The 22,694-nt window shown below is 54.9% G+C and carries 20 protein-coding genes; 8 read left to right on the top strand and 12 right to left on the bottom strand.

Going from position 1 to position 22,694, the window contains the following annotated elements; genetic code table 11:
• Positions 1-9 precede the first annotated feature (9 nt).
• The gene (locus Q5705_05790; protein WLI78062.1) at positions 10-2,064 is read left to right on the top strand and encodes an AsmA family protein; all 2,055 of its coding nucleotides are present in this window, start codon (positions 10-12) and stop codon (positions 2,062-2,064) included.
• Positions 2,065-2,104: 40 nt separating this feature from the next.
• On the opposite strand, the gene Q5705_05785 is transcribed toward Q5705_05790, so the two are convergent.
• The 3 genes from Q5705_05785 to Q5705_05775 all read right to left on the bottom strand — a co-directional run bounded on the left by Q5705_05785 (position 2,105) and on the right by Q5705_05775 (position 5,698).
• A complete protein-coding gene (locus Q5705_05785) occupies positions 2,105-3,421 on the bottom strand; it encodes an MFS transporter (protein ID WLI78061.1) in 1,317 nt (438 codons plus the stop codon).
• Positions 3,422-3,694: 273 nt separating this feature from the next.
• On the bottom strand, positions 3,695-4,747 hold the full coding sequence (yhjD, locus tag Q5705_05780) for an inner membrane protein YhjD (protein ID WLI78060.1): 1,053 nt from the start codon (positions 4,745-4,747) through the stop codon (positions 3,695-3,697).
• A 48-nt stretch (positions 4,748-4,795) separates the two neighbouring features.
• The gene (locus Q5705_05775; protein ID WLI78059.1) at positions 4,796-5,698 is read right to left on the bottom strand and encodes a LysR family transcriptional regulator; all 903 of its coding nucleotides are present in this window, start codon (positions 5,696-5,698) and stop codon (positions 4,796-4,798) included.
• A 117-nt stretch (positions 5,699-5,815) separates the two neighbouring features.
• On the opposite strand from Q5705_05775, the gene Q5705_05770 reads away from it, so the two are divergent.
• On the top strand, positions 5,816-6,574 hold the full coding sequence (locus Q5705_05770) for an SDR family oxidoreductase (GenBank protein ID WLI78058.1): 759 nt from the start codon (positions 5,816-5,818) through the stop codon (positions 6,572-6,574).
• A 42-nt stretch (positions 6,575-6,616) separates the two neighbouring features.
• On the opposite strand, the gene Q5705_05765 is transcribed toward Q5705_05770, so the two are convergent.
• The gene (locus tag Q5705_05765) at positions 6,617-7,015 is read right to left on the bottom strand and encodes a YdeI family stress tolerance OB fold protein (GenBank protein WLI78057.1); all 399 of its coding nucleotides are present in this window, start codon (positions 7,013-7,015) and stop codon (positions 6,617-6,619) included.
• A 300-nt stretch (positions 7,016-7,315) separates the two neighbouring features.
• Here Q5705_05765 and Q5705_05760 point away from each other — a divergent pair, with 300 nt between their 5' ends.
• A complete protein-coding gene (locus Q5705_05760; protein ID WLI78056.1) occupies positions 7,316-8,905 on the top strand; it encodes an STY4199 family HEPN domain-containing protein in 1,590 nt (529 codons plus the stop codon).
• Between the two features lie 68 nt (positions 8,906-8,973).
• Here Q5705_05760 and Q5705_05755 read toward each other — a convergent pair whose 3' ends face one another.
• From Q5705_05755 to aguB, 3 genes are all read right to left on the bottom strand, one after another.
• Complete coding sequence (locus Q5705_05755; GenBank protein WLI78055.1) at positions 8,974-10,647, bottom strand: alpha,alpha-trehalase; 1,674 nt, start codon at positions 10,645-10,647, stop codon at positions 8,974-8,976.
• Positions 10,648-11,078: 431 nt separating this feature from the next.
• Positions 11,079-12,161, bottom strand: a complete 1,083-nt coding sequence (aguA, locus tag Q5705_05750; GenBank protein WLI78054.1) for an agmatine deiminase — start codon at positions 12,159-12,161, stop codon at positions 11,079-11,081.
• 3 nt (positions 12,162-12,164) lie between these two features.
• A complete protein-coding gene (aguB, locus tag Q5705_05745) occupies positions 12,165-13,049 on the bottom strand; it encodes an N-carbamoylputrescine amidase (GenBank protein WLI78053.1) in 885 nt (294 codons plus the stop codon).
• A 131-nt stretch (positions 13,050-13,180) separates the two neighbouring features.
• Between aguB and Q5705_05740 the strand changes: the two genes are divergently transcribed.
• The 5 genes from Q5705_05740 (at position 13,181) to Q5705_05720 (ending at position 17,360) form a co-directional block, all read left to right on the top strand.
• Positions 13,181-14,074 (top strand): LysR family transcriptional regulator, encoded by an 894-nt coding sequence (locus Q5705_05740; GenBank protein WLI78052.1) that lies wholly within the window; start codon positions 13,181-13,183, stop codon positions 14,072-14,074.
• 94 nt (positions 14,075-14,168) lie between these two features.
• Positions 14,169-15,569, top strand: coding sequence for an AAA family ATPase (locus tag Q5705_05735; protein ID WLI78051.1), 1,401 nt, complete (start codon positions 14,169-14,171; stop codon positions 15,567-15,569).
• On the top strand, positions 15,569-16,180 hold the full coding sequence (locus Q5705_05730; GenBank protein WLI78050.1) for an HNH endonuclease: 612 nt from the start codon (positions 15,569-15,571) through the stop codon (positions 16,178-16,180). The genes Q5705_05735 and Q5705_05730 overlap by 1 nt, the downstream gene beginning before the upstream one ends.
• A gap of 209 nt (positions 16,181-16,389) precedes the next feature.
• Positions 16,390-16,923 (top strand): type VI secretion protein, encoded by a 534-nt coding sequence (locus Q5705_05725; GenBank protein ID WLI78049.1) that lies wholly within the window; start codon positions 16,390-16,392, stop codon positions 16,921-16,923.
• Between the two features lie 2 nt (positions 16,924-16,925).
• A complete protein-coding gene (locus Q5705_05720; GenBank protein ID WLI78048.1) occupies positions 16,926-17,360 on the top strand; it encodes a hypothetical protein in 435 nt (144 codons plus the stop codon).
• Between the two features lie 26 nt (positions 17,361-17,386).
• Here the strand turns inward: Q5705_05720 and pqqF are convergent, their stop codons facing one another.
• The 5 genes from pqqF to pqqB are packed head-to-tail and all read right to left on the bottom strand — an operon-like array spanning position 17,387 to position 22,655.
• Positions 17,387-19,573, bottom strand: coding sequence for a pyrroloquinoline quinone biosynthesis protein PqqF (gene pqqF / locus Q5705_05715; protein ID WLI78047.1), 2,187 nt, complete (start codon positions 19,571-19,573; stop codon positions 17,387-17,389).
• Between the two features lie 2 nt (positions 19,574-19,575).
• Positions 19,576-20,709 carry a pyrroloquinoline quinone biosynthesis protein PqqE gene (gene pqqE / locus Q5705_05710; GenBank protein ID WLI78046.1) on the bottom strand — a complete coding sequence of 378 codons (1,134 nt, stop codon included), beginning with the start codon at positions 20,707-20,709 and terminating at the stop codon, positions 19,576-19,578.
• On the bottom strand, positions 20,702-20,974 hold the full coding sequence (gene pqqD, locus Q5705_05705; GenBank protein ID WLI78982.1) for a pyrroloquinoline quinone biosynthesis peptide chaperone PqqD: 273 nt from the start codon (positions 20,972-20,974) through the stop codon (positions 20,702-20,704). The genes pqqE and pqqD overlap by 8 nt, the downstream gene beginning before the upstream one ends.
• A 5-nt stretch (positions 20,975-20,979) precedes the next feature.
• Positions 20,980-21,735 (bottom strand): pyrroloquinoline-quinone synthase PqqC, encoded by a 756-nt coding sequence (gene pqqC, locus Q5705_05700; GenBank protein ID WLI78045.1) that lies wholly within the window; start codon positions 21,733-21,735, stop codon positions 20,980-20,982.
• Between the two features lie 8 nt (positions 21,736-21,743).
• Positions 21,744-22,655: a pyrroloquinoline quinone biosynthesis protein PqqB gene (pqqB, locus tag Q5705_05695; GenBank protein WLI78044.1), complete on the bottom strand. Its 912-nt coding sequence runs from the start codon at positions 22,653-22,655 to the stop codon at positions 21,744-21,746.
• Positions 22,656-22,694: the final 39 nt, after the last annotated feature.

The following is a 22,694-nucleotide window of genomic DNA, read 5'->3' as shown; positions in this document are numbered from 1 at the left end:
GGCAGAACAATGACAAAAACGAGTAAAGCGCTCACGGCTGTCTTCGCGACGCTGTTGTTAATCATCGTGGTTGCCATCGTCATCATTGCGACATTTGACTGGAACCGCCTGAAACCCACCATTAATGAAAAAGTCTCCACCGAACTGAATCGTCCGTTCGCCATACGCGGCGATTTGGGCGTGGTGTGGGAGCGGCAAAAAGAGGAAACCGGCTGGCGCAGCTGGATCCCGTGGCCGCATGTTCACGCCGACGATATTATTCTTGGCAACCCGCCGGGGATCGATGAGATAACCATGGTGCACCTGCCGCGCGTTGAAGCCACGCTTGCCCCGCTGGCACTGTTCACCAAAACCGTTTACCTGCCGTGGATCAAACTGCAACAGCCGGATGCCAGGCTGATTCGCCGCTCGGAAAAACTCAACAACTGGACCTTTACCCTCGCGGGCGATGAGAACAAAGATCCGAACGCCAAACCTTCCGCCTGGTCATTCCGTCTCGATAACATCCTCTTCGATCGTGGGCGCATTGCCATTGATGATGCGGTCAGCCGCGCCGATATCGAAATCATGGTCGATCCGCTGGGTAAACCGCTGCCCTTTAGCGAAGTGACGGGCAAAAGTAATGACAAAACCAAAGCCGGGGATTACGTCTTCGGCCTGAAGGCAAAAGGGCGCTACAACGGCCAGCCGCTTTCCGGTGACGGGAAAATTGGCGGCATGCTGGCGCTACGCAGTGAAAGCACGCCATTCCCGGTGCAGGCGGATTTCCGCTCCGGCAATACCCGCGTGGCGTTTGTCGGCACGGTCAACGACCCGATGAACATGGGCGGTGTTGATTTACAACTGAAGTTCGGCGGCGATTCGCTGGGCGAGTTGTACGATTTAACCGGCGTGCTGTTGCCCGATACGCCGCCGTTTGAAACCGACGGCCATCTGGTGGCGAAAATCAACAACGAAAAAGGCTCGGTGTTTGATTATCGCAACTTTAACGGCCATATCGGCGAGAGCGATATTCACGGCACGCTGACCTATTCCACCGGCAAACCGCGCCCGAAACTGGAAGGCGATGTCGAATCGCGCCAGCTTCGTCTGGCCGATTTAGGGCCGCTAATTGGCGTCGATTCCGGCAAAGGTGCGGAGCAATCTAAAAATGCGGAACAGAAAAAAGGCGAGAAGTCGGTGCAACCGGCGGACAAAGTGCTGCCGTATGACCGTTTTGAAACCGACAAATGGGACGTGATGGATGCGGATGTGCGCTTTAAAGGCCGCCGGATCGAACACGGATCCTCGCTGCCGATTAGCGATCTCTCTACCCACATCCTGCTGAAAAATGCTGACCTGCGCCTGCAACCGCTGAAATTCGGTCTGGCGGGCGGCACCATCTCATCGAACATTCATCTCGAAGGGGATAAAAAACCGATGCAGGGTCGGGCAGAGATTCAGGCGCGCAAGCTGAAGCTGAAAGAGCTGATGCCCGATGTGGAACTGATGCAGAAAACGCTGGGTGAGATGAACGGTGACGCAGATATTCGCGGCGTCGGTAACTCGGTCGCGGCGCTGCTGGGCACCAGTAACGGTAACCTGAAACTGCTGATGAACGACGGGCTGGTGAGCCGTAACCTGATGGAAATCCTCGGCCTTAACGTCGGGAACTTTATTGTGGGTCAGCTATTTGGCGATGACGAAGTGCGCGTCAACTGCGCCGCCGCCAATCTCGATCTGGTTAACGGTGTCGCCAGGCCGCAAATCTTTGCCTTCGACACGGAAAACGCGCTGATTAACGTCACCGGGACTGCCAGCATGGCATCCGAACAGCTTGATCTGACGATTGACCCGGAAAGTAAAGGCGTGCGCATTGTGACGCTGCGTTCACCGCTGTACGTGCGCGGCAGCTTTAAAAACCCGCAGGCCGGGGTGAAAGCCGGGCCGCTGATTGCCCGTGGCGCGGTGGCCGCCGCACTGGCAACGCTGGTTACGCCCGCGGCGGCACTGCTGGCGCTGATTTCGCCGTCAGAAGGCGAGGAGAACCAGTGCCAGGCAATCCTGTCACAGATGAAACACTAACGGGAAATGCCCCTCTCTCCGCAGGAGAGAGGGGTAACGATTACAGGGACTGGTGTTTCGTTTCGTGGGTCAGCAGCAGGGCAATCAGCGTTAACGCTGCCATCGCCGCCAGGTAAATCCCGACGTACATCAGGCCATAGTTCGCTTGCAGCCAGGTGGCGATATAGGGTGCCACAGACGCGCCAAGAATCGACGACACGTTATAAGAGAAAGAGGCGCCGGTGTAACGCACTTCGGTCGGGAACAGTTCCGGCAACAGCGCGCCCATCGGGCCGAAGGTCAGCCCCATCAGGCTTAAACCAATCAACAGATACGCCATTACCAGCGCCGGGTTACCGGAACCGAGCAGCGGCGGGAAGACGAACAGCGCGAAGAGAATAATCAGCGAGGTAATGACAACCATGCTCTTGCGGCGACCAAAGGCGTCTGCCAGCAGGCCCGCGACCGGCACCATCACACCGAAGCCAATGACCGCCATCATCAACATCCACAATACTTCGTTGCGCGGCAGCCCAAGACCCTGCGGCGAGGTGCTGAAGGTCATGGAATAGACCGTCATGATATAGAACAGCGTGTAGGTCGCCAGCATGATAAAGGTGCCGAGCACCGTCACGCGTACGTGTTTGGTCAGCAGCGTACCGAGCGGAATTTTCACCTGTTTCTTCGCGGCGGCCACTTTGGCAAACACCGGCGTTTCATGCAGCGAAACGCGGACGTACAGGCCAATCAGCACCAGCACGGCAGAGAAGATAAACGGTACGCGCCAGCCCCACTCCATAAACTGCTCATCGGTCAACAGCCAGGAGAGCAGCAGGAACGTGCCGTTAGCAAAGAAAAAGCCGATAGGCGCGCCGAGTTGCGGGAAAGATCCGTACAGCGCGCGTTTACGCGGCGGGGCGTTCTCCGTTGCCAGCAGCGCCGCGCCGCCCCATTCACCGCCTAAGCCCAGACCCTGACCAAAACGGGCCAGCGCCAGCAGCAGCGGCGCCATGACGCCAATGGTTTCATAACCGGGCAGCAGGCCGATGACGACGGTCGAAATGCCCATGGTCAGCAGCGAGGCGACGAGGGTGACTTTCCGGCCAACGCGGTCGCCAAAGTGGCCGAACACCGCCGAGCCGATGGGACGTGCGATAAAGGCAATGGCGAAGGTCGCCAGTGATTGCAGCGTGGCTGCCGTTGGGTCGCCCTGGGGGAAGAAGATATGCGGGAAAACGATGACCGCTGCGGTGGCATAAATATAGAAATCGAAGAACTCGATGGCGGTGCCAATCAGAGACGCGACGACCACTTTATTGCGTGAGTTTACCGGTGGGTTTTCCTGCTCGTTGTCGAAAGTTGTAGCTGTAGCTTGCATAAAGTTTTCTTATTTTGGGCGAACGAACGAGCATATTAGCCACAGCAAAAGCGACATTTCAATCTGTAACAAAATCGCGAGTCGCGCAAAAAACAGGCAAAAAGCGAATAATCTTCAGACTTAGGTTTTCACATCCATGAAATGCTTCACACATTTTAGAAATTAGAAGATAAAACTGGTTTCAGGTTAAATAAAAGTTACCGTCTGGTTTTTCGTGCTGAAATGATAGATCGGGCTGATATTTTCCGTGTAGTTATCAGCCCGATAGCGCATTTAGCGGTAGCGTTTACCCGGCATCAGCGGGTCATCTTTGTATTGCGCCGTGGCAATCCATGCGGCACAGAACAGCGTCAGGCGGGCGAAGAAGTAGAAGAACGCCATCAGGCCCAGCACCGAGCCGAATGCCGCGCCCGACGGCGATTTCACCAGCGACGGCAGTGTCCAGGTCATCACGATTTTGATCACCTCAAAACCAATCGCGGCGATAAACGTGCCGCGAATCAGCGCGCGTTTACGCGGGCGATGGCGCGGCAACCGCCAGAAGATCCAGAAGAACAGCAGGTAGTTGGCACAAATCGAAATCAGCAGGCCAATCCCTCCCCACGCCGGTTTTAGCCACTCTATGTAATTAAGATGCAGCGTAGAGATGATAAGTTCTTGCGCGGCTCCAGCTACCGAGGTGATGGAGAGGGTAATAATCAGCGCCACCAACAGGCCAATCAGCGAGATAAAATCGCGGAAGTACTTCACCCAAATCTTCTCTTCATCCTGCGAGTTGCGCTCCCAGACATCGCGCGACTGGGCGCGAATGGCTTCACGCAGGTTGCCCATCCAGTTCACACCGGAATAGAGGGCGACAGCCAGCCCGACAATACCCACGGTGGTGCGCTGCTGCACGGCGATGTTCAGCGTATTTTTTAAGGTGGAAGCCATCGTCGGGTCGCTAACGCTTGTCAGGATCTTATTAAAGATGTCCTGCAACAGCGTCGGATGCGAGGCGAGGATAAAACCGGCGGCGGCGAACGACACCATCATGATGGGGATCATCGACAGGAACGAGAAGTAAGTAATGGCCGCGCCAAACTGGTTGCCCATGCGATCGTTAAAGCGTTCGGTCGCGCGGATCAGATGCGCGACCATTGGGCGGCGCTGGATCTTTTGCGCCGTATCGGTGACGGTCGCAATCGTGCTGCTGACCATTCCGTGCGCGTCATCTTTCTCTTTTTCAGTTTTCTCTTTTTCAGGTGGCTCAGCCTGAGCCATCTTCCTGACAGGTTCGTAATCAAGGTCTTGCGTCGGGCGTTTTTCGAAATTTTCCGGCGTCATCAGGTCTTTTTTCCTTCTCCTGAATGTGTTGTATGAAAATTATAGCCGCTACTGGTCGACATAATCCTTTAACACGGTCGCCAGCCACTCCATAAACAGATGTACGCGGCGCGACAGGTTGCGCCGATGCGGGTAAATCAGCGACACCGGCATCGGCTCCGCGCGGTATTGCGGCAGCACCTCCACCAGTTTTCCCATGCGCAGCGCATCACGCGCGCCAATGCGCGGCACCTGAATAATGCCCAGCCCGGCAAGGCAGGCGGCGTGATAGGTTTCGGTGCTGTTTACCGTCAGGATGCCGCCGGTTTTCACCCAGCGGGTCTGGTTATCCTGCCAGACCTCAAAACCTTGCGGGCGCGTGCCAAGATTGACAGAGTAGTGCACCAGCGCATGAGATGAGAGATCGTCGAGGGAGTCAGGGTAGCCAAAACGCGCCAGATAATCGGGGCTGGCGCAGTTAATCACCGAGAGTTTGCCAAGCTGGCGGGCGATTAAGCCGGAATCTTTCAGCGTACCGACGCGCACCACGCAATCGAAGCCTTCACGAATAATATCCACCAGCCGATCGCTGCTGCTCAGCTCCAGTTCAATACCGGGGTACTGTTGCAAAAAGGCGGGAAGGCGCGGAATAACGAGGTTTTTCGCAACGCCAACGGGCATGTCGACGCGCAGGCGTCCGCTGATGCTCGAGGGATCGTGCAAAAACATGCCGTCGAGTTCGTCCATGTTCGCCAGCAGATCTTTCGCCCGCTCGTAATAGACCGTGCCGTCCTGGGTTAACTGGACGCGGCGCGTGGTGCGGTGTAACAGTTGCGTACCGAGTTGAGTCTCCAGCGCCTGGATCTGGCGCGAGACGCTGCCTTTCGGTAACCCCATTGACTCTGCCGCTTTGGAAAAACTCGCCAGTTCCGCGACACGAATAAACAGTTGCATTGCGTAAATTTTATCCATCACTGCGCCCTATTGTTGTTTTGATGGAAACAGTGAAGCGTAATTTAACACCTTTATTGCATGCCATGCAGCTAATAAGCTTTCTCTGTACATCCCAACAGCGAAAAAGAGGTTTCTATGACACAACCGATTGCACTGATCACTGGCGGCAGCCGCGGGCTGGGTAAAAATGCGGCCCTGAAACTGGCGGCGAAGGGAACCGGCATTATTCTGACCTATAACAATAACGCGCAGGACGCTGAAAACGTGGTGCGTGAAATTGAGCAAAAAGGCGGGAAAGCGGCGGCATTGCAGCTTAACGTCGGCGATATATCGCAGTTTGGTGATTTCGTGAGTCGCGTGCTTGAACAACTGCAAAACGTCTGGCAGCGCGACTCATTTGATTATTTATTAAACAATGCCGGTGTGGGTATTCACGCCTCTTTCGCCGAGACCAGCGAAGAGCAATTCGACCAGATGGTGAACATCCACTTTAAAGGACCGTTCTTCCTGACGCAGTTGCTGCTGCCGCTGATAAAAGAGGGCGGGCGCATTCTGAATGTCTCGACCGGTTTAACGCGTTTCTGTCAGCCGGGCCGCGCCAGTTATGCCGCAGTAAAAGGGGCGATGGAAGTATTGACCCGCTACCAGGCAAAAGAGTTAGGCGAGCGCGGAATTTCCGTCAACATCATTGCGCCGGGCGCGATTGCCACCGATTTTAGCGGCGGTGTGGTGCGGGATAATGAGCAGGTTCATCAGTTCATTGCATCGCAAACTGCGCTGGGCCGTGTCGGACAGCCGGATGATATTGGTGATGCGATTGCTGCGCTACTCAGCGATAAGCTCGCCTGGATGACGGCGCAACGCGTGGAAGTGTCTGGTGGTATGTTCCTGTAAGCATGGCGACGCCCGGCCGGTTTTTCACCGCCGGGCGAGGTCTTACTGCTTCTGAAAATGCGTGACTTTGATGCGCGCAGGCTGCTGTTTTTTATCCAGCGAACCGCTGATCCCAACCAGCTCATCCGGTGACAAGGATTTGCCATCAAACACCGCTATCGGGATATAGGCCTGAATCTGGTCGGTTTTATCGCGGAAAAGATAGACATCTTCACCTTGCTTCTCAACCAGGTTACCGCGCAGCGAAATCGATGCGCCATCATGCAGCTCTTTCGCCTGTTTCACGGTCATTGAGCGTGCGTCTTCAATGCCACGGTAGCCGTCATCCATTTTGTGCGGCGGCGGCGGCGCTTTATCTGCTTTCAGGCCGGGAGCCTCTTCTGCCAGTGCCGACATGGAAAACAGTGCTGCAAAGCAGGCGGTAAGCACGATTTTCTTCATAACTTCTCCTGAAATATCACTAAATACCTCTCTAAGCCTGGCAGACAAGAGGCAGATGTGCAGGCGAATTGTCTGTTTTCAGCGCGTATAAAATATAAACCGCAGGTTGTCGCGGGTTAATCTGCCGGGCAATGAAAAATAAATTTCATGAATAATTCGGACTGTTTTTATTAATCTGAAACAGGTATCACTGATAATAATCACCAACTGCGCTATCTTTTAGCTATTCATAAATAAAGAAAAAAACCTTCGCGGGTTCGCCTGGCGAATTATTTCTTAAGTTGTACTTAAGGGAAAATAATGACAACACCTGCCCCTCTAAATATGGGTGAACAGTTCGAAAAATGCCTTGCCATTATTCGTCAGGCCTCTGTCGAAATTTTATTGCTTTTGAATGTGCATTTTGAGGAAGGAAAAGATCCGCGCTGGTTTCTGGAACAGCTGGATGTGGCGCGCCTGAGTATGGGCGGCTGGGGCGCAGTGGCGAAAAGATTGAAACTCAGCGATGCGGAATTAACCCAGTTCACCTTGCAGCTCCGCCATCTGCAACAGCTCGTTCCGCGCTACGAGAATGGGCAAAATGTCAGTGAGAATCAATTAATTGCCGCCCTGCGTTTTATTGGCGCGCTGGAGAATTTGCGCAAAAAGCAGAAGCTGCTGAGCTACAACACGGCATTAAATGCAGACAATACGCAGCAACAACAACAAGGGCAGCAACAACTCCGTGCGCTGGAGTCGCTGATTAAATCGCTGGTGATGCAAGCCTGGTCCGATCCCGAGCGCTTGCGTGATCACCTGAAGACGCAGTTTGGTGGCGATCGTGTGCGTCGCTGGCTGCGCTTGGGTGATCGTAACGATGTCTTAAGTGGGATGCGCTTTAGTGAACTGGCTCTGCTGTTGGTAGATAAAAAAGAGTTTAGTCAGCACTACGCCAGATTGTTTAACGATGCCTCGGTGCTGAACCTGTTTGTTGAACCGCGTAAGACACTGCAAACCTTCCTTGATGATGTGCGTGAAATGCGTACCTGTGTGGTGGCCGGGCAACCGCTGACCTCAAACCAATTGTTGATGCTGGCAAACTACTACCCGCAGATTACCGGGCCGGTGCAGCGCGCATATGAAGAAAAGCGCAGCAAAATTAACCCGACGGGTTTGCTGAAAGAGGCGGGCGAAGGATTAGAGGCTTTCTGGGAGCAGGCGCGGAAAAAAGATCGCGCTGCTGGCGGCGATGCGCAGCCGATCCGCGACAGTATCGACACTCCGGCGAAGCGTCCGGTACGCAGCCGCGAAGAGCGCGAGCAGATGATCTCCGGCGTGCTATGGGGCGCGGTGGGCGTCGTTGCGCTGATCATCGCTATCGGTACCTTCTGGTTATTTGTTGGCGGGTCTGCACCTGTGACGCGTGGAGCACGCGTTACCGGGCCGATCACCGATCAGCGTGTTGCCCCCTCGCCAAAAGAGGAACTGTCCCGCATGGGCCTGGGGCAGGATGAGAACAACTTCCGCTCGGCGATCAATCGCAACGATACGCGTGTAGTGTCGCTGTTCCTCAGAACCGGAATGAACTGGAAATTATCATGGACGGAGCAGGCGGTGATCGCGGATTACAACGATGTGCTGGATCTGCTTTTGCGCTACCGGCTGCAAATGGATGAGAAACGCCCGTGTCGGCGGTTTATCGCTACCCTGACCCATGAAATGGCCGCCAACAATAAGAAATTAACGTCGATTACGAAAAGCTATTTGCAGGCGTTTTGCACTACGCCCGCAGTAGTGGATCGCGCGCGGTACGAGATGGAGCAGGCGCAACTGCGCTACGACGCCAATCCCAGCGATGAAAACCGCAAATGGGCGGATATTTATTCCGCCGTTTACAACGCAATTGATTGATTTGTAGGCCGGCTAAGCGTTAGCGCCATCCAGCGAAAATGCCGGATGGCGGCTGCGCCTTATCCGGCCTACGGATCCTGCGGGTTATCGTCCGCTTTCGGTTCGCCGTACAAACCAATTAACCGGCGCACCACGCCGTTGGTCCAGCCAAACCCATCCTGCAACGGATACTCACCACCGCCCCCTTCGCGCGGCGTACTGCTGGCGATATGGTACTTTTCAATCAGCTTGTGGTGCTGCTGATAAAAGAGATTTACCGTGTGCAGCCAGCTACGGGCAATCTCGTCGCCCAGCGCGTCGTTGCCATACAGCTTGAACCCCTGGATCGCCATCCATTGCAGCGGAGCCCAACCGTTGGGTTTATCCCACTGTTCGGCGGTTTCATACTCTGTTGCCAGAATGCCGCCCGGCGTCAGCAAACGCGCGGTCACCGCTTCCGCCAGGCGTTCGGCCTGCTCATGGGTCGCCATGCCGACATACAGCGGCACAATGCTGGCCGCAGAGAACAGCGCCATCTCTTCGCGACGCCAGTCATAATCGCGGAAGCAGCCGTTCTCTTCATCCCACAGATAGCGGTTGACTGCCGCCCGGCGATCGCTGGCTTTCTGACGAAACAGCGTTTCGCGCTCCCGGTCGCCTTTCAGCCCGGAAATATTGGCGATCGCGCTTTCCAGCTTAAACAGAAACGCGTTCAAATCGATGGGGATGAACTGCGTCGTGCGAATACTCGCCAGCCGGTGCATATCGCGCAGCCAGCGGGAAGAGTAGTCCCAGCCGGACGCCGCACCGGCGCGCAGATCGCGATAGACTTCATTTGGCGGACGGCCTGAATGACGCGCTGTTTCCACATCCTCAATCCACGACTCATCACGCGGCGTGTCGCGGTCATCCCAGTAACGGTTAAGCAGCGAACCGTCCGGCATCCGCACCACATGGCGGTATGCCTGGTTCAGCACCAGCGATTCCGCGCCATCCATCCAGAAGGCGTACTCCATCAGCAGGTGATCAAGGTAGCGCCGCGCACCGCGCACGCCATCTTCTTCAAACAGTTCGACCATCAGGGCGAAAACCGGCGGCTGCGAGCGGCTCAGATAATAGGTACGGTTGCCGTTCGGGATATGCCCGTAGCGCTCAATCATCCACGCGAAGTTATCCGCCATACAGCGCAACAAATCGTCGCGGCCACTTTCCGCCAGCCCCAGCATGGTGAAGTAAGAGTCCCAATAATAGGTCTCGCGAAAGCGTCCGCCCGGCACAATATAGGACTGCGGCAGCGCCAGCAGAGAAGACCACGGAATGTGATCCTGCGGTTCACGGGTGAGGATCGGCCATAGCTGGTCGATATGCTCTTTCAGGGAGTTTTCCGGGTTGGAAACGTACTCTTTGCTGTAGTTTTCCGGTGTCCAGAAGTGCGCCTTCACGAACTGGCGTAAATTGAACTCTGGTTTGCGTTTGATTTTGCGATAGCGGATCAGAATGTCGAGCGGATCCATTTTCGGCGCGCAGTCAGGGAATGTTTTGCTATCGGCGAAGATGCGCGATGACTGCACATGCTCAAACAGTTCCAGATAACGATCGGCAGGGGTAAGCGCATCGGACGCTGGCATCCCCTCGATCATTTCCGGTTCCGGCTCCGCCTCGATCATTTCATCCAGTTTTAACTCGCACGGATCGGTTTCGTAGGTTTCGTCCTCGAATACCAATTCCATTAATTGTGTGCTTTGTAATTTCTGGTTGAACATAGTGACGTTGGCCTCCGGATGTCGTCGTAAAAAAATGACGGGTGTTGCCCGGCTATCTATAAAGCGTAGACATTCGCTTCGATGTCTGGTGATCAAAGTGTGCGGGTGATCACACTTCGCAATCGGCTTTATAGCAGCATAAAACCCACAACTGACTGATTTAATGCACGTAAAAGACCAAACCACGCGCTTAACGCAGCGGTAAATTTCAGAGCATTCGTTTTGCAACGATTTGTGAATAATCCTGCTCCTGCGCAGTTGCGCAAGGATATTCATTTTATCGCTGAGGAAAGAAATTGGCACTCGCTACTAATACGTTAGAGCAATGTCCCGATATCCGCCAAGCGGCGCTGTGAATGTAATATCACTATGCGGCTTTGCGGGGGTATTGAGTGATAAAACACCCGGCGACGCAGGCCGCCGGGCGTTTATTAACGCGGAATTTGCTGGGTAATGCAGTGGATATTGCCGCCACCGAGCAAAATTTCACGCGCCGGTACGCCGGTAATGACGAAATCCGGGAACATCTCTTCAAACAGCGCCTGCGCTGTGCCATCGGTTGCCGGATCGAGCAGCGGGAAAATAATCTGCTGATTGCTGACCAGATAGTTCACGTAGGAGCCTGCCAGGCGGTTGCCTTCGTGGCGCTCAATCGCCGTGCCTTTTTCCACATCACAGGTCTCTTCCGCGCTGGCGTAGAGCGGCTGAGGTGACGGCACTTTCCACACTTTTAAGCTGCGGCCCTGCGCATCTTTTGTGCTTTCCAGTACCTTCAGCGCGGCAACAGAGCGCGCGTACTGAGGGTCGTTTTCATCATCGGTCCAGTGCAGCGCCACTTCGCCAGGACGCACGAAGCAGCACATGTTGTCGATGTGACCGTCTGTTTCGTCGTTAAACACGCCGTCCGGCAACCAGATGATTTGCGACACGCCAAGATACTCGCGCAACTGCGATTCAATCTGCGCTTTGCTCAAATGCGGGTTGCGGTTCGGGTTCAGCAGACATTCAGCGGTGGTCAACAATGTGCCTTCGCCATCGACATGAATCGAACCGCCTTCCAGTACCAGATCCGTGTGGTAGCACGGCAGATGGTGATAATTCGCCACCTGCTCCGCCACTAACTGATCGCGATCCCAACTGGCATAAAGACCGCCGTTAAGACCGCCCCAGGCGTTAAACGTCCAGCTAATACCGCGTTTTTCACCCGCCGGGTTAACCACCACGGTGGGGCCGGTATCGCGCATCCAGGCGTCGTCGCTTTCCATTTCTACCAGCGTCACTTCTGCCGGCATGGTGGCACGTGCTTTGGCCATTTCCGCCGCAGGTACGCCCATAATAACCGGCGTATTGCGGGAGATAGCTTTTGCAACGGCGGCAAACGCCTGTTGGGCGGGCGCCGCATCGGCACGCCAGTTATCAGTACGGTAAGGCCAAATCATCCATACGGCCTGATGTGGCGCCCATTCCGCTGGCATGCTAAATCCGTCCTGTACGGGCGTGGTCAGCTGTGGCATGGCTTAGCTCCTTACGCTGCCATCGGACGTCGCAAGCGCGCCGTACATGTTCGGGCGACGATCGCGGAACAGGCCCCAGGCGGCGCGCTGTGCAGCAATGGCATCAAGATCGAAAGTATGAACCAGCACCGCTTCGCTGGTTTTATTCGCCTGCTCAACCAGCGCACCGGTTTGATCGGCAATAAACGACGAGCCATAGAAAGTCATTTCCAGGCCATCAATGTATTTGCTGGCTTCGGTGCCGATACGGTTAGACGCGATCACCGGAATGACGTTTGCCGCGGCGTGGCCCTGCTGTACGCGGGTCCAGTGCGGCTGGCTGTCGATATCCGGGTAAGCCGGTTCAGAACCGATAGCGGTCGGGTAGAAGATCAGTTCCGCGCCCTGCAACGCCAGGCAACGTGCGGTTTCCGGGAACCATTGATCCCAGCAGATGCCGACGCCGATTTTCCCGTAGCGGGTGTTCCACACTTTGAAGCCGGTGTCGCCAGGAATGAAGAACTGCTTTTCCTGATACGCCGGGCCGTTCGGAATATGGGTTTTACGGTAGGTGTCCATCACGCTGCCGTCGGCGTCAATCATCACCAGCGAGTTGTAGTAAGCGTTGTTGCTCTTTTCGAACAGGCTCAGCGGCAGAACCACTTCAAGCTCTTTTGCCAGGGCAGAGAAATGTTTAATCAGCGGGCTGTTGCCCACTTCCTGCGCCAGCGCATAGTGCTCCGGGCTTTGATCGATGCAAAAGTAAGGGGCCGCAAACAGTTCCTGAATCAGGATAACCTGCGCGCCCTGGCGGTGAGCTTCACGCACTAAACGCTCAGCGTTCTGGACGTTTTTTTCCAGCTCCCAGCTACACGCCATTTGGGTTGCGGCGACAGTTACATTTCTCATAAATATCTCCCGTGGGTCTCGGTTCGGTTAGTGCAAATTTTCAGCACTTAGTGTGGCGCAAACTATAGCAACGATCTGCGTTATGAATAAAATGTATTGTTATCATGAAAACATGAACAGGATGCATAATCATGGTCGACCTGAATTTGCTGCGGCTGGTGCCGATTCTGGCAAAAGAGAAAAACGTCACTCGCGCGGCGCAGAAAGCGAATTTGTCCCAGTCGGCCTTCAGCCATGCGCTGAACCGCCTGCGCGAGCAATTAAAAGATGAGATGTTTATTCGTACCCGCAATGGGATGGAGCCAACACCCTATGCCGCGATGATGATCCCGGTCATTGAGAGCGCGCTCAGTAAGCTTGATAACGCCACGCGCGGGCCGAGCCATTTCGATCCCACACGTGATGCGCACACCTTTTATATTGGCGCGGTGGATTATTTCGAGTTTATGTTTATGCCGGTGCTGACCGCGAAGTTTAAAACGGCCGCGCCGAATGTCCGGCTGTCGGTAGATATTCTGTCAGAGACCATCAAAGTCGAGCGGGTGGAAACGGGGCAACTGGATGCGTTTATCGGCGTGGAGAACGTGCAGCATATTCCGCACTACTTTAATAAACACCGGCTTATCTCCGATCACTTTGTTGCCATCGCCTCTGTGGATCGTACCGATCTGCCCGATCGCTTGACGCTGAAGCACCTTGCCAGCGAAGCACAGATCCATTTACCGGCGGTCAGCTCCGGTGCGGATCATATCGACAACTGGCTGTTGTCCCAGCATCTCTATCGCCCGCTGGCGACGGTAGTGCAAAGTTATGCCGTTGGCGGGCGCGTGGCGGTGGCGTCGGGCTATGTGATGTGCGTGCCGTTTCGCATTGCCCAGGAGCTGGCAAACATGTTGCCGCTGCGCATTATGGCATTGCCCGAAGGCGCGCCGTCTTATGATTTAGTACTGCTTTCTCACCGCCTGTATGACTACCAGCCTGCGGTGCAGTGGCTGATTAATGAGCTTAAAACGGTGCGGATTTAACGTTAGCTTTCAGCAGGTTCGACAGTTGCAATTGCATTTGGGCGAATTTTCCACAACTATACCGCATCGTCCCTGAGAGCCGGAGTTTACGAGCGTGAAAATAGCCAGGATCACCCTTACCAACTTTCGTTGTTTTGAAAATACGGAAGTTAAATTTCACCCTCGGCTGACGATCCTTATTGCCCGTAACGGGGCGGGTAAGTCAACGTTGCTGGATGCTATTGCGTTAGGGTTAGGTTCTTTTCTGACGCGTTTACCCGGCGTGAGTGGTTTGAGTTTTAAGAAAACGGATTTCCGCATCAAGCCTGATGGCAAGCAGCCTGCCTATATGCGTATCAGATGTGAAACTTTTGATGGGGTGGTGTGGGACAGAACGGAAAGGCGCGATAAGGCTAAAAAAACGCTTAATGAGATCCTGCCAGCAGTGGGTTTAAAAGCGCTTAATGAGCGCGTTGATACGTTTATTAATGCCCATAATGAGGATGAACCGTATACCTTACCGGTGTTTATTTATTACGGTACCGGGCGTGGCGTATTTGACGTACCAATGCGCAAGCGTGACTTCAAAAATAAATTTACCCGTTTTGAAGCGCTGGATGGTGCGCTTGAGAGCAAGACAAATTTCCGCCGTTTTGTTCACTATTTTTATGACCTTGAAGAGCGAGAAAGCCGCCTGCAAAAGGAGCATCGCTCTTTTGATGTCGAGCTACCGGAGTTGTCGGCAATCCGGCTGGCGATAAAACGTCTGATGCCGCAATTCAGCAATATTCGCTCCGTCGAACCTGCGGGAATCATGGTCGATTGGGAAAAACAATATGTAGATGTGGCGCTTGATGATGACGAGTATGACCCAGACGCAACCAGCCAAATTAAGCTCACACCCTTGCCTGAAAGCAGCAATGTAAAGAAAACAGAAATACATCAATTAAAAATCGAACAGCTCAGCGACGGATATCGCACCACACTTGCCATGGTAATGGATATTGCTGCAAGGCTGGCAGAGGCGAACCCGTTTTCAACTGACCCATTAGCCTCTGAAGGGATCATCCTTATCGACGAGGTCGATTTGCATCTTCATCCTGAATGGCAGCGTGAATTCTTACCGCGTTTGGTTGACGTTTTCCCGAATCTTCAATTTATTGTGTCTACGCACTCGCCTTTTATTCTTCAGTCTGTGAAGGAGGGGGAATTAATCGATCTCGATCAAATTAACGTTAATGCCGCTCCCGATCTCGGAAAAGAGATGAGCGTGGAGGAGATCGCAGAAAAATGGATGGGGTTGGATAATGTGCAGCGCAGCGCGCTTTTCAATAAACAGGTTGCAGCTGCCAGCCATTATTACGCGCTCTTAAACAGCGGCAAGCCCGCGAGCGATCCTGAGGTTGCGGCGCTGTCAGAGGAACTGGACACGCTGGAAAAATATTTTGGTGACAATCCGGTTTATGTTGCCTTGTTACGTGCAGAACGCAGGAAAAAAGCGAAGGAGGCCAAATAATGAGGCCGGTTCTTCGCCCAGCCTATGCCGGGGAGCCTGTAATAGATTACCAGCTCTATTTGGAACCCCTGGTGAATGCCTTTGGCACCTACTGTTCATACTGTGAATGCCTGGGGAAATTCGATGTTGAGCATGTTGCGCCAAAATCCCTTAACCCCGCTTTAGCCACCGACTGGAATAACGTGTTGCTGGGGTGCCTGCGATGTAACCGCGATTTCAAAAGAAGTAAGAATAACAATCGGCTGAATTATGTCTGGCCTGATACGCATAATACCTACAGACTCCTTAAATACTGGCCGGATGGACGTGTGCAACCTGCCATAGGGCTTGCAAACCCATTGCTTCAGGAAGTCCAGAATACGATTGATTTGGTCTGTCTTGATGATTCTCAGCAGCCGCAGAGCCCTTTAAATCTCGCCCGGCGGGCAGCATTCAACCTTGCAAACCTCTTTCTGGCACATTATCAAAACGAGACGATGACAATCGATGACGTTTTAGTCGGTGCGATCCCGGGTTACTGGTCCGTGTGGTACACCGTCTTTCAGCCTCACCCGGAAGTGCTTACAGCGTTGGAAACGTTGCATCCGAATACCGATATTCATCGCTTGTAATCGCGGACCTGTTCAGGCGATCGCAATGTGGAAAATATTGCTACTTTTATTCATCACACCTCAAAAATATCCGGAGTAATCGAAATCGAACGGGCTGTAGTATTAATCCTCAATTCGGCATCAATCTTTTCTAATAATGGAATCTTCTCTGGTGCGGCAGTATATTCAGCTCCAGTAACTATACTGGTAACGCGTACAAGGAGAGTGACGTGGTTAAAAAAGAAGGCCCTGTAAGGTTATTAACGTTAGGGGAATTGCGCCTGGCCAGGTCAGTTTTTGGTGACTCAATTCGTTATCATACTGTCTGGATCCACCATGACAGCTATCTACCATTCGGTTTGCAATTTAAAGAATATGTAATGGCACCTAATGGAGAAATCTATTTTCGGCATTGGTATAAAAACGATTTCTCAACAGAAAAAAAGGACCTCCAGCATCTCTTTATCCATGAAATGACGCACGTATGGCAGCGAGAGCGCGGTATGCAAGTCTTACTCAGAGGGCTTTTTAGCTGGCATGCTGACTATGGCTATCGCTTAGATGGTCGTAAATTAAGTCAATACCCACTTGAACAGCAGGCTCAAATTGTTGCCGATAACTTCATACTTGAGACATATGGTTTAGCAAAATGGATAGAGTTAAAAACATTAAGAATTGTTACGTTGAAGAATGTTGTTCAGTATGAAGATGAATTAAGAAACCTCTATAAAGTTGCTTTAAGAAACTTTCCTGTCGGGTTATGAAAATGAAAAAGTATTTAAATTTTATTCCTTTCCTGTTTTTGCCTCTGCTAAGCGGTTGCCAGATGGGTGATCGCCTCGATCAGCGCTACAAGCCAGCGGAAACAGCGTCGGTTGAATTAAAAGAGGGTGAAGTCTGTTTTGGGATACCGTCACCAGAAGATTATCAGCCCGCATTTATCACGTTGGCACCGCGACATACTCCCTTCAAAGCACGCTGGTATCAACAGGCTCCCCGCTTAACCGTGAAAGAGGGCACAATGTGCGTCCCTCCGGGCGTTTATCAATTTCCCGCTAGTGGTCAGTTTGTCGCAAGTTTCGTCCTGGCGTCGAAAGAGCGAGCAAAAACAACGGAATTTAACACCCGCCGCTTTGACGTGGCTTTTGAAATAAAAGAAGGTCATGCAACGCCCATCATGGTCAACAACAACGAGTTTTAACTGCCCGTAATAAAAAGTAATCAGTATTAGCGAGGCATTTTCCTGCTCGTTCCCCGCCACGCATCAGGCAGTTGCCGTGCCAGCCAGTGTGCTGCGGGTAGTTGCTCGGTCTGGGCTTGTTGTTCAAAGAAGCGTTGTACTTCCTCAAATAACACATCAGGTGAATGGACGGGCGATTGCAGCGCGACCAGCACGCCTTGTGTATCCGCACAGCGATACCACTGGCACTGGGCGACATAGCCAAAGTTGCACTCCACCCGCATCTGGTGGAAAAAGCGCGGCTGATAACGCAGGATTAGCGCCTGCATCTCGTCGGATCCCATCCCTTCAAGCGGAAGAAACAGCAGCAGCGCATTATCCTCATCTTGCGCGTCCAGCGTGTAATGTTGGCCTGGTGAAGGCAATACAGGCGCGGCTGCCTCGGCTTTTAGCGGAAAAATAAATTCGCTGAGTAATTGTGATAGCGCCTGATGCAGTTGTGCGCTGCCGCCGGTGAGCCGCGCCTGCCAGTGGTTTTGCGCCGGTTGAGCGATGGCGGCTTGCAGCTCGCGCGGCAATTGCGCCAGCAGACGGCGAACGGCGCTGCCCTGCATCTCCACGGCGCGATCCTGCGCCAGTGCAAGGCGACCCTGCCGGGTGGCGCTTGCATCCTCAGTGTGTAAAAGCTGATTCATATTTGCCAGTATCGCCTGCATTAACAGCGGGTTAGCGCAAAGATAAAGCTGCCAGATGCCCTGCTCGCGCTGCAACGTAAGTTGCCCGTGCAGCCGCGCGGCATACGCGCTGAGTGTTCGCAAGCGGGACACCAACTGCCAGCCCTGTTCATCACTAAACGCTGTTGCCGGAGCCGGGCGCAACCGCAACGCCGCATCGCCCTGAGCGTGTTGCCACGCCAGCGGAGCCGCGCGTAATGGCAGTTGTGGTTGCACCGGATGCGCGGGCGGGGGAAATAGCGTAAATGCGGTTTCCGGGGCGTCTGACGCAACATGAAGCGGAAAATCCGCCAGCGTCAGCCTGAATCCCTGGCTTTCACAATGCGCACCGGCAACGTCTGGCGATGCCCACAGGCGGCTAAGGTTCTGCGAAGATAACGCTGTCAGCAACTCCGGCCAGTGCTCTGCATCGGGAGGCGGCAGGCCAATCGCGCGGGCGCGCAGCGCCTCCAGCGGCGCAAGGCGGGCGAAAGCCAGCCCGGCAAATTCCCGCAGTGCGATGTGCTGCGCGGGGTTTAGCATCGCGGCGGATTGCAGCCAGCGGAAAAACAGCGCTTCAACCTGCGCGGCGCTGACTCTTTTATCGCTGAGGGTCAACGTTAGCCGCAACCACAGCGTGGTCGCGTTCAGGCGATCGGCTTGCAGGGCAATGGCAGTCACCAAATTGTGCTGGCGGTAAGTCGCCATTAACCCGCCGGGGGTTTCATCTAAAAGCAGCGTTTCCAGCAAGCGCAGCGCGCCGCAGGCGGCGATGGGCAGTTGAAAACTGAGCACCAGCATGGTTTCGCGCGGCTGTTGCACTGCTCTGGAGCCTGAAGTTAGCGTGAGTGGCCGGTCGGGGTTTTCCTGCACCGCAGGCGGCAGCACCGCCACGCTACAACGGGCCAGCGCGTCGAGGTTTTCCAGCGATTGCGGCCCTTGCAAAAAAAGTTGCAGGCTTGCGGCGTGATAGTGCTGGCGGTGAAAATCCGTCAGCGCCTGATGGAGTAACTCCGTTTGCTCGCCGAAGCTTGCGCGATTGCCGATGCGAAAGCGCGACAGGCGACCATCACCATCGAGGGTTTGCAGCAGCGCGGCTTCGCGGCGCTTTTCGGCATCATGCTGTAACAGGCGAAATTCGGCGTCGATCACCGCCACTTCTGCGGGCAACTCGCCCGCACTGAGCCGTGGCGCGACCAGCATATCCGTCAGGCGTAACAGCCCCGGCTCCAGAAGTTGCGCCGGTACTTCAAAAAAGTAGGCGGTTTGCGCCAGGCGGGTTGAAGCATTCAACCGCCCGCCCTGCGCCGGTACCCAACTGATAAGCCGCTGCGCATTCGGGAACCCGATGCTACCGCGAAACAGCATATGTTCCAGCAGATGGGCAAGCCCCGGCCAGCTGTCCGGTTCATGCAGGCTACCCGCATCCACACACCATAGCGCCGCCGCCTGGCGTGCATCAGGCTGATGCACCAGCGTAACGTCCACACCGTTTGGCAGGCGGCGGTTTACGGTTTGCATGCTCAGCCCTTGACGATCAGTTGGGAATTGACGCGGTTACGAAAACGCAGCTCATGGATGCCGGTGCGGCTATGGTTGGCCGCTTCCCGCGCCGCCAGAATGGTGCCGTGATATGGGGATTTACTGCACACCGGGTCGGCACTGGCGGCATCGCCGGTCAGCATATAGGCCTGGCAGCGGCAGCCGCCGAAGTCCTGCTCTTTTTCCGGGCAGGAGCGGCACGGTTCCGGCATCCAGTCATTGCCCCGGTAGCGGTTAAAACCGAAGGAGTCATACCAGATATGTGACAGCGAGTGTTCCAGCACCGAGGGGAATTTTACCGGCAACTGGCGCGCGCTGTGGCACGGCAGGGCGGTGCCTCCTGGCGTGACGCTTAAGAAAATCGCTCCCCAGCCGCCCATGCAGCCTTTCGGGCGCTCTTCGTAGTAGTCCGGCGTAACAAACAGCAAATTTGTCAGGGTGCCGTTTTCAGCCATCGTCTCCCGGTACGCTTTAACCACCGCTTCCGCGCGGGCAATCTGCTCGCGGCTCGGCAGTAAGCCTTCGCGATTAAGCTGCGCCCAGCCGTAAAACTGGCAGGTTGCCAGTTCGACATCATCTGCCTCCAGCTCTAATGCCAGCGCGATAATGCGGTCAATCTGGTCGATATTGTGGCGATGCAGCACGAAGTTCAGCACCATCGGGTAGCCCAGCGCTTTCACCGCTTTCGCCATCGCCAGCTTCTGGTGAAATGCTTTCTCGTTGCCTGCCAGCGCGGCATTGAGTGCGGGGTCGCTCGCCTGGAAGCTTATCTGGATATGATCCAGCCCGGCATCGGCGAAGGTGTGCAGTTTTTTCTCGCTCAGCCCGATACCGGAGGTGATCAGGTTGGTGTAAAAACCCAGCTCGCGCGCGGCGGCAATTAGCTCCGGTAAGTCTTTACGCAGTAACGGTTCACCGCCGGAAAAACCCAGCTGCACGCTGCCCATCTCCCGCGCCTGGCGAAAAACGTCAATCCACTGCGCGGTCGTCAGCTCGTTCTGCTGGGTGGAAAAATCGAGCGGATTGGAGCAGTACGGGCACTGTAGCGGGCAGCGGTAGGTTAACTCCGCCAGCAGCCACAGCGGCGGATTGACCGCTTTGCCGGTGTTATTCACGGAATATCACCCACTTTTGTTCGTACGCCTGGGCGAGGAATTCCAGCACATCGGCGGGCAGTCCATCGGCGTGGGGAAAACGGGCCTGCAAGGCGGCGATAATCTCGCCCACGCTTTTGCTGCCGTCAACCTGCGACAAGATTGCCGTCGCGCTGTCGTTCAGTTTTGCCATCCCTTCAGGGTAGAGAATAACGTGGCAATCCTGCGCCGCTTCCCATTGCAGGCGATAACCCCGGCGAAATTGCGGAATGTGGCGCTGTTGAATCTCCATTACACCAGCCTCCTTGTGTGCCACACCGCCTCGCGGGTCACGGTGTGATAGGGCGCGCGATCCAGGCTGTAGGCCAGCGTCATGGCATCAAGCATGCTCCACAAAATGTCGAGTTTGAATTGCAGGATCTCCAGCATGCGTTGCTGCTTTTCGGCGGTATCGCAATACGTCAGCGCCAGCGACAGACCGTGTTCGACGTCGCGCCGCGCCTGAGCAAGCCGGCTGCGGAAATAGTCATAACCCTGCGGTTCAATCCAGCTGTAGTGTTGCGGCCAACTGTCGAGGCGCGATTGATGGATTTGCGGGGCGAACAGCTCGGTTAGTGAACTGCACGCTGCTTCCTGCCAACTGGCGCGGCGGGCAAAGTTGACGTAGGCATCGACCGCAAAACGCACGCCGGGCAGCACCCGTTCTTCAGAAAGCAGGCTTTCACGGGTTAACCCCACCGCTTCGCCAAGACGCAGCCAGGCTTCAATGCCGCCTTCGTTGTCGGCATCGCCATCATGATCGAGAATGCGTTGCACCCACTGGCGGCGCACATCCGGGTGCGGGCAATTCGCCATAATCGCCGCGTCTTTAAGCGGAATGCTGGTCTGGTAGTAAAACCGGTTCGCCACCCAGCCCTGAATCTGCTCCCGCGTTGCCTCGCCGTTGTGCATGGCGATGTGATAAGGGTGATGAATATGATAGTACTGCCCCTTCGCCCGCAACGCGGTTTCAAACTCGTCCGGCGTTAGCCGTGTTGCTTCAGTCATGGAACCTCTTATAACGCGATAACCATCCCGTCCCAGCTGACTTCAATGCCTTGTTGCTCAAGGCAGCGTCGCTCCGGGGACTCTTCGTTGAGGATCGGGTTGGTATTGTTAATGTGAATAAGGATCTTGCGCCCGGCGGGCAGCGAGGCCAGCAGCGCCGTCAGGCCATGCTCCTCCGCTAATGCCAGGTGCCCCATCTCTTTGCCAGTGTGACTGCCAACGCCAGTGGCGCTCAGTTCGTTATCGCGCCACAGCGTGCCGTCGATTAACAGGCAATCGGCGCGTTGCAACCAGGGCATGATCGTGTCGTCAGGCTCGCCGAGACCGGGCGCGTACAGCAGGCTTTTACCGCTATTGCTCTCTTCGACAAACAGCGCCACGTTGTGGCCCGGCAGCGGCCGGTTGCGGTATTGCGAGTAGGGCGGCGCGTTGCTCAGTAGCGGAATGGCGGTAAAGTGCAGTTCCGGGCAGACCGTGACCTGAAAGCGTTCCTGCGGCGCAATCACGTGATGGATCAGCCCGCCGTTCCAGTGGCTCAGCATCGGAAAGACCGGGAAACCACTGCTGAGATCGTCGTGCACCTCTTTTGTGCACCAGACATGATGCGGGCAGCCTTCGCGTAAGCTGAGCAGCCCTGCGCTGTGATCAATCTGGCTATCGGTGAGGATAATCGACCCGATGCCGGTGCCGCGCAGCAACTCAGGTTTATTCAGTGCAGGCGTGGCGCGTAACTGGTGGCTGATATCGGGCGAGGCATTGCACAGCACCCAGTTTTTGCCGTCATCGCTTATCGCAATGGAAGATTGCGTCCGCGCTGAGGTTTTCATGGTGCCGTTACGCACACTCGCGCAGTTAGGGCAGTTGCAGTTCCACTGGGGAAAGCCGCCGCCTGCCGCCGAACCCAGAACAGTAATCAGCATGTGTCAGACCGGAAAGAGAAGAAAAGAGCCCGCAACAAG

Origin of the sequence: Kosakonia sp. H02, assembly GCA_030704225.1 — a bacterium.
Classification (GTDB): domain Bacteria; phylum Pseudomonadota; class Gammaproteobacteria; order Enterobacterales; family Enterobacteriaceae; genus Kosakonia.
Note: the sequence above shows the minus strand (reverse complement) of the source record. Positions and strands in the feature narration are given on the sequence as shown.

Bases quoted from the DNA above. Each gene is read 5' to 3' on its own strand.
- Q5705_05790 (WLI78062.1), top strand. From the start codon at position 10: ATGACAAAAACGAGTAAAGCGCTCACGGCTGTCTTCGCGACGCTGTTG.
- Q5705_05785 (WLI78061.1), bottom strand. From the start codon at position 3,421: ATGCAAGCTACAGCTACAACTTTCGACAACGAGCAGGAAAACCCACCG.
- yhjD (WLI78060.1), bottom strand. From the start codon at position 4,747: ATGACGCCGGAAAATTTCGAAAAACGCCCGACGCAAGACCTTGATTAC.
- Q5705_05775 (WLI78059.1), bottom strand. From the start codon at position 5,698: ATGGATAAAATTTACGCAATGCAACTGTTTATTCGTGTCGCGGAACTG.
- Q5705_05770 (WLI78058.1), top strand. From the start codon at position 5,816: ATGACACAACCGATTGCACTGATCACTGGCGGCAGCCGCGGGCTGGGT.
- Q5705_05765 (WLI78057.1), bottom strand. From the start codon at position 7,015: ATGAAGAAAATCGTGCTTACCGCCTGCTTTGCAGCACTGTTTTCCATG.
- Q5705_05760 (WLI78056.1), top strand. From the start codon at position 7,316: ATGACAACACCTGCCCCTCTAAATATGGGTGAACAGTTCGAAAAATGC.
- Q5705_05755 (WLI78055.1), bottom strand. From the start codon at position 10,647: ATGTTCAACCAGAAATTACAAAGCACACAATTAATGGAATTGGTATTC.
- aguA (WLI78054.1), bottom strand. From the start codon at position 12,161: ATGCCACAGCTGACCACGCCCGTACAGGACGGATTTAGCATGCCAGCG.
- aguB (WLI78053.1), bottom strand. From the start codon at position 13,049: ATGAGAAATGTAACTGTCGCCGCAACCCAAATGGCGTGTAGCTGGGAG.
- Q5705_05740 (WLI78052.1), top strand. From the start codon at position 13,181: ATGGTCGACCTGAATTTGCTGCGGCTGGTGCCGATTCTGGCAAAAGAG.
- Q5705_05730 (WLI78050.1), top strand. From the start codon at position 15,569: ATGAGGCCGGTTCTTCGCCCAGCCTATGCCGGGGAGCCTGTAATAGAT.
- Q5705_05720 (WLI78048.1), top strand. From the start codon at position 16,926: ATGAAAAAGTATTTAAATTTTATTCCTTTCCTGTTTTTGCCTCTGCTA.
- pqqF (WLI78047.1), bottom strand. From the start codon at position 19,573: ATGCAAACCGTAAACCGCCGCCTGCCAAACGGTGTGGACGTTACGCTG.
- pqqC (WLI78045.1), bottom strand. From the start codon at position 21,735: ATGACTGAAGCAACACGGCTAACGCCGGACGAGTTTGAAACCGCGTTG.
- pqqB (WLI78044.1), bottom strand. From the start codon at position 22,655: ATGCTGATTACTGTTCTGGGTTCGGCGGCAGGCGGCGGCTTTCCCCAG.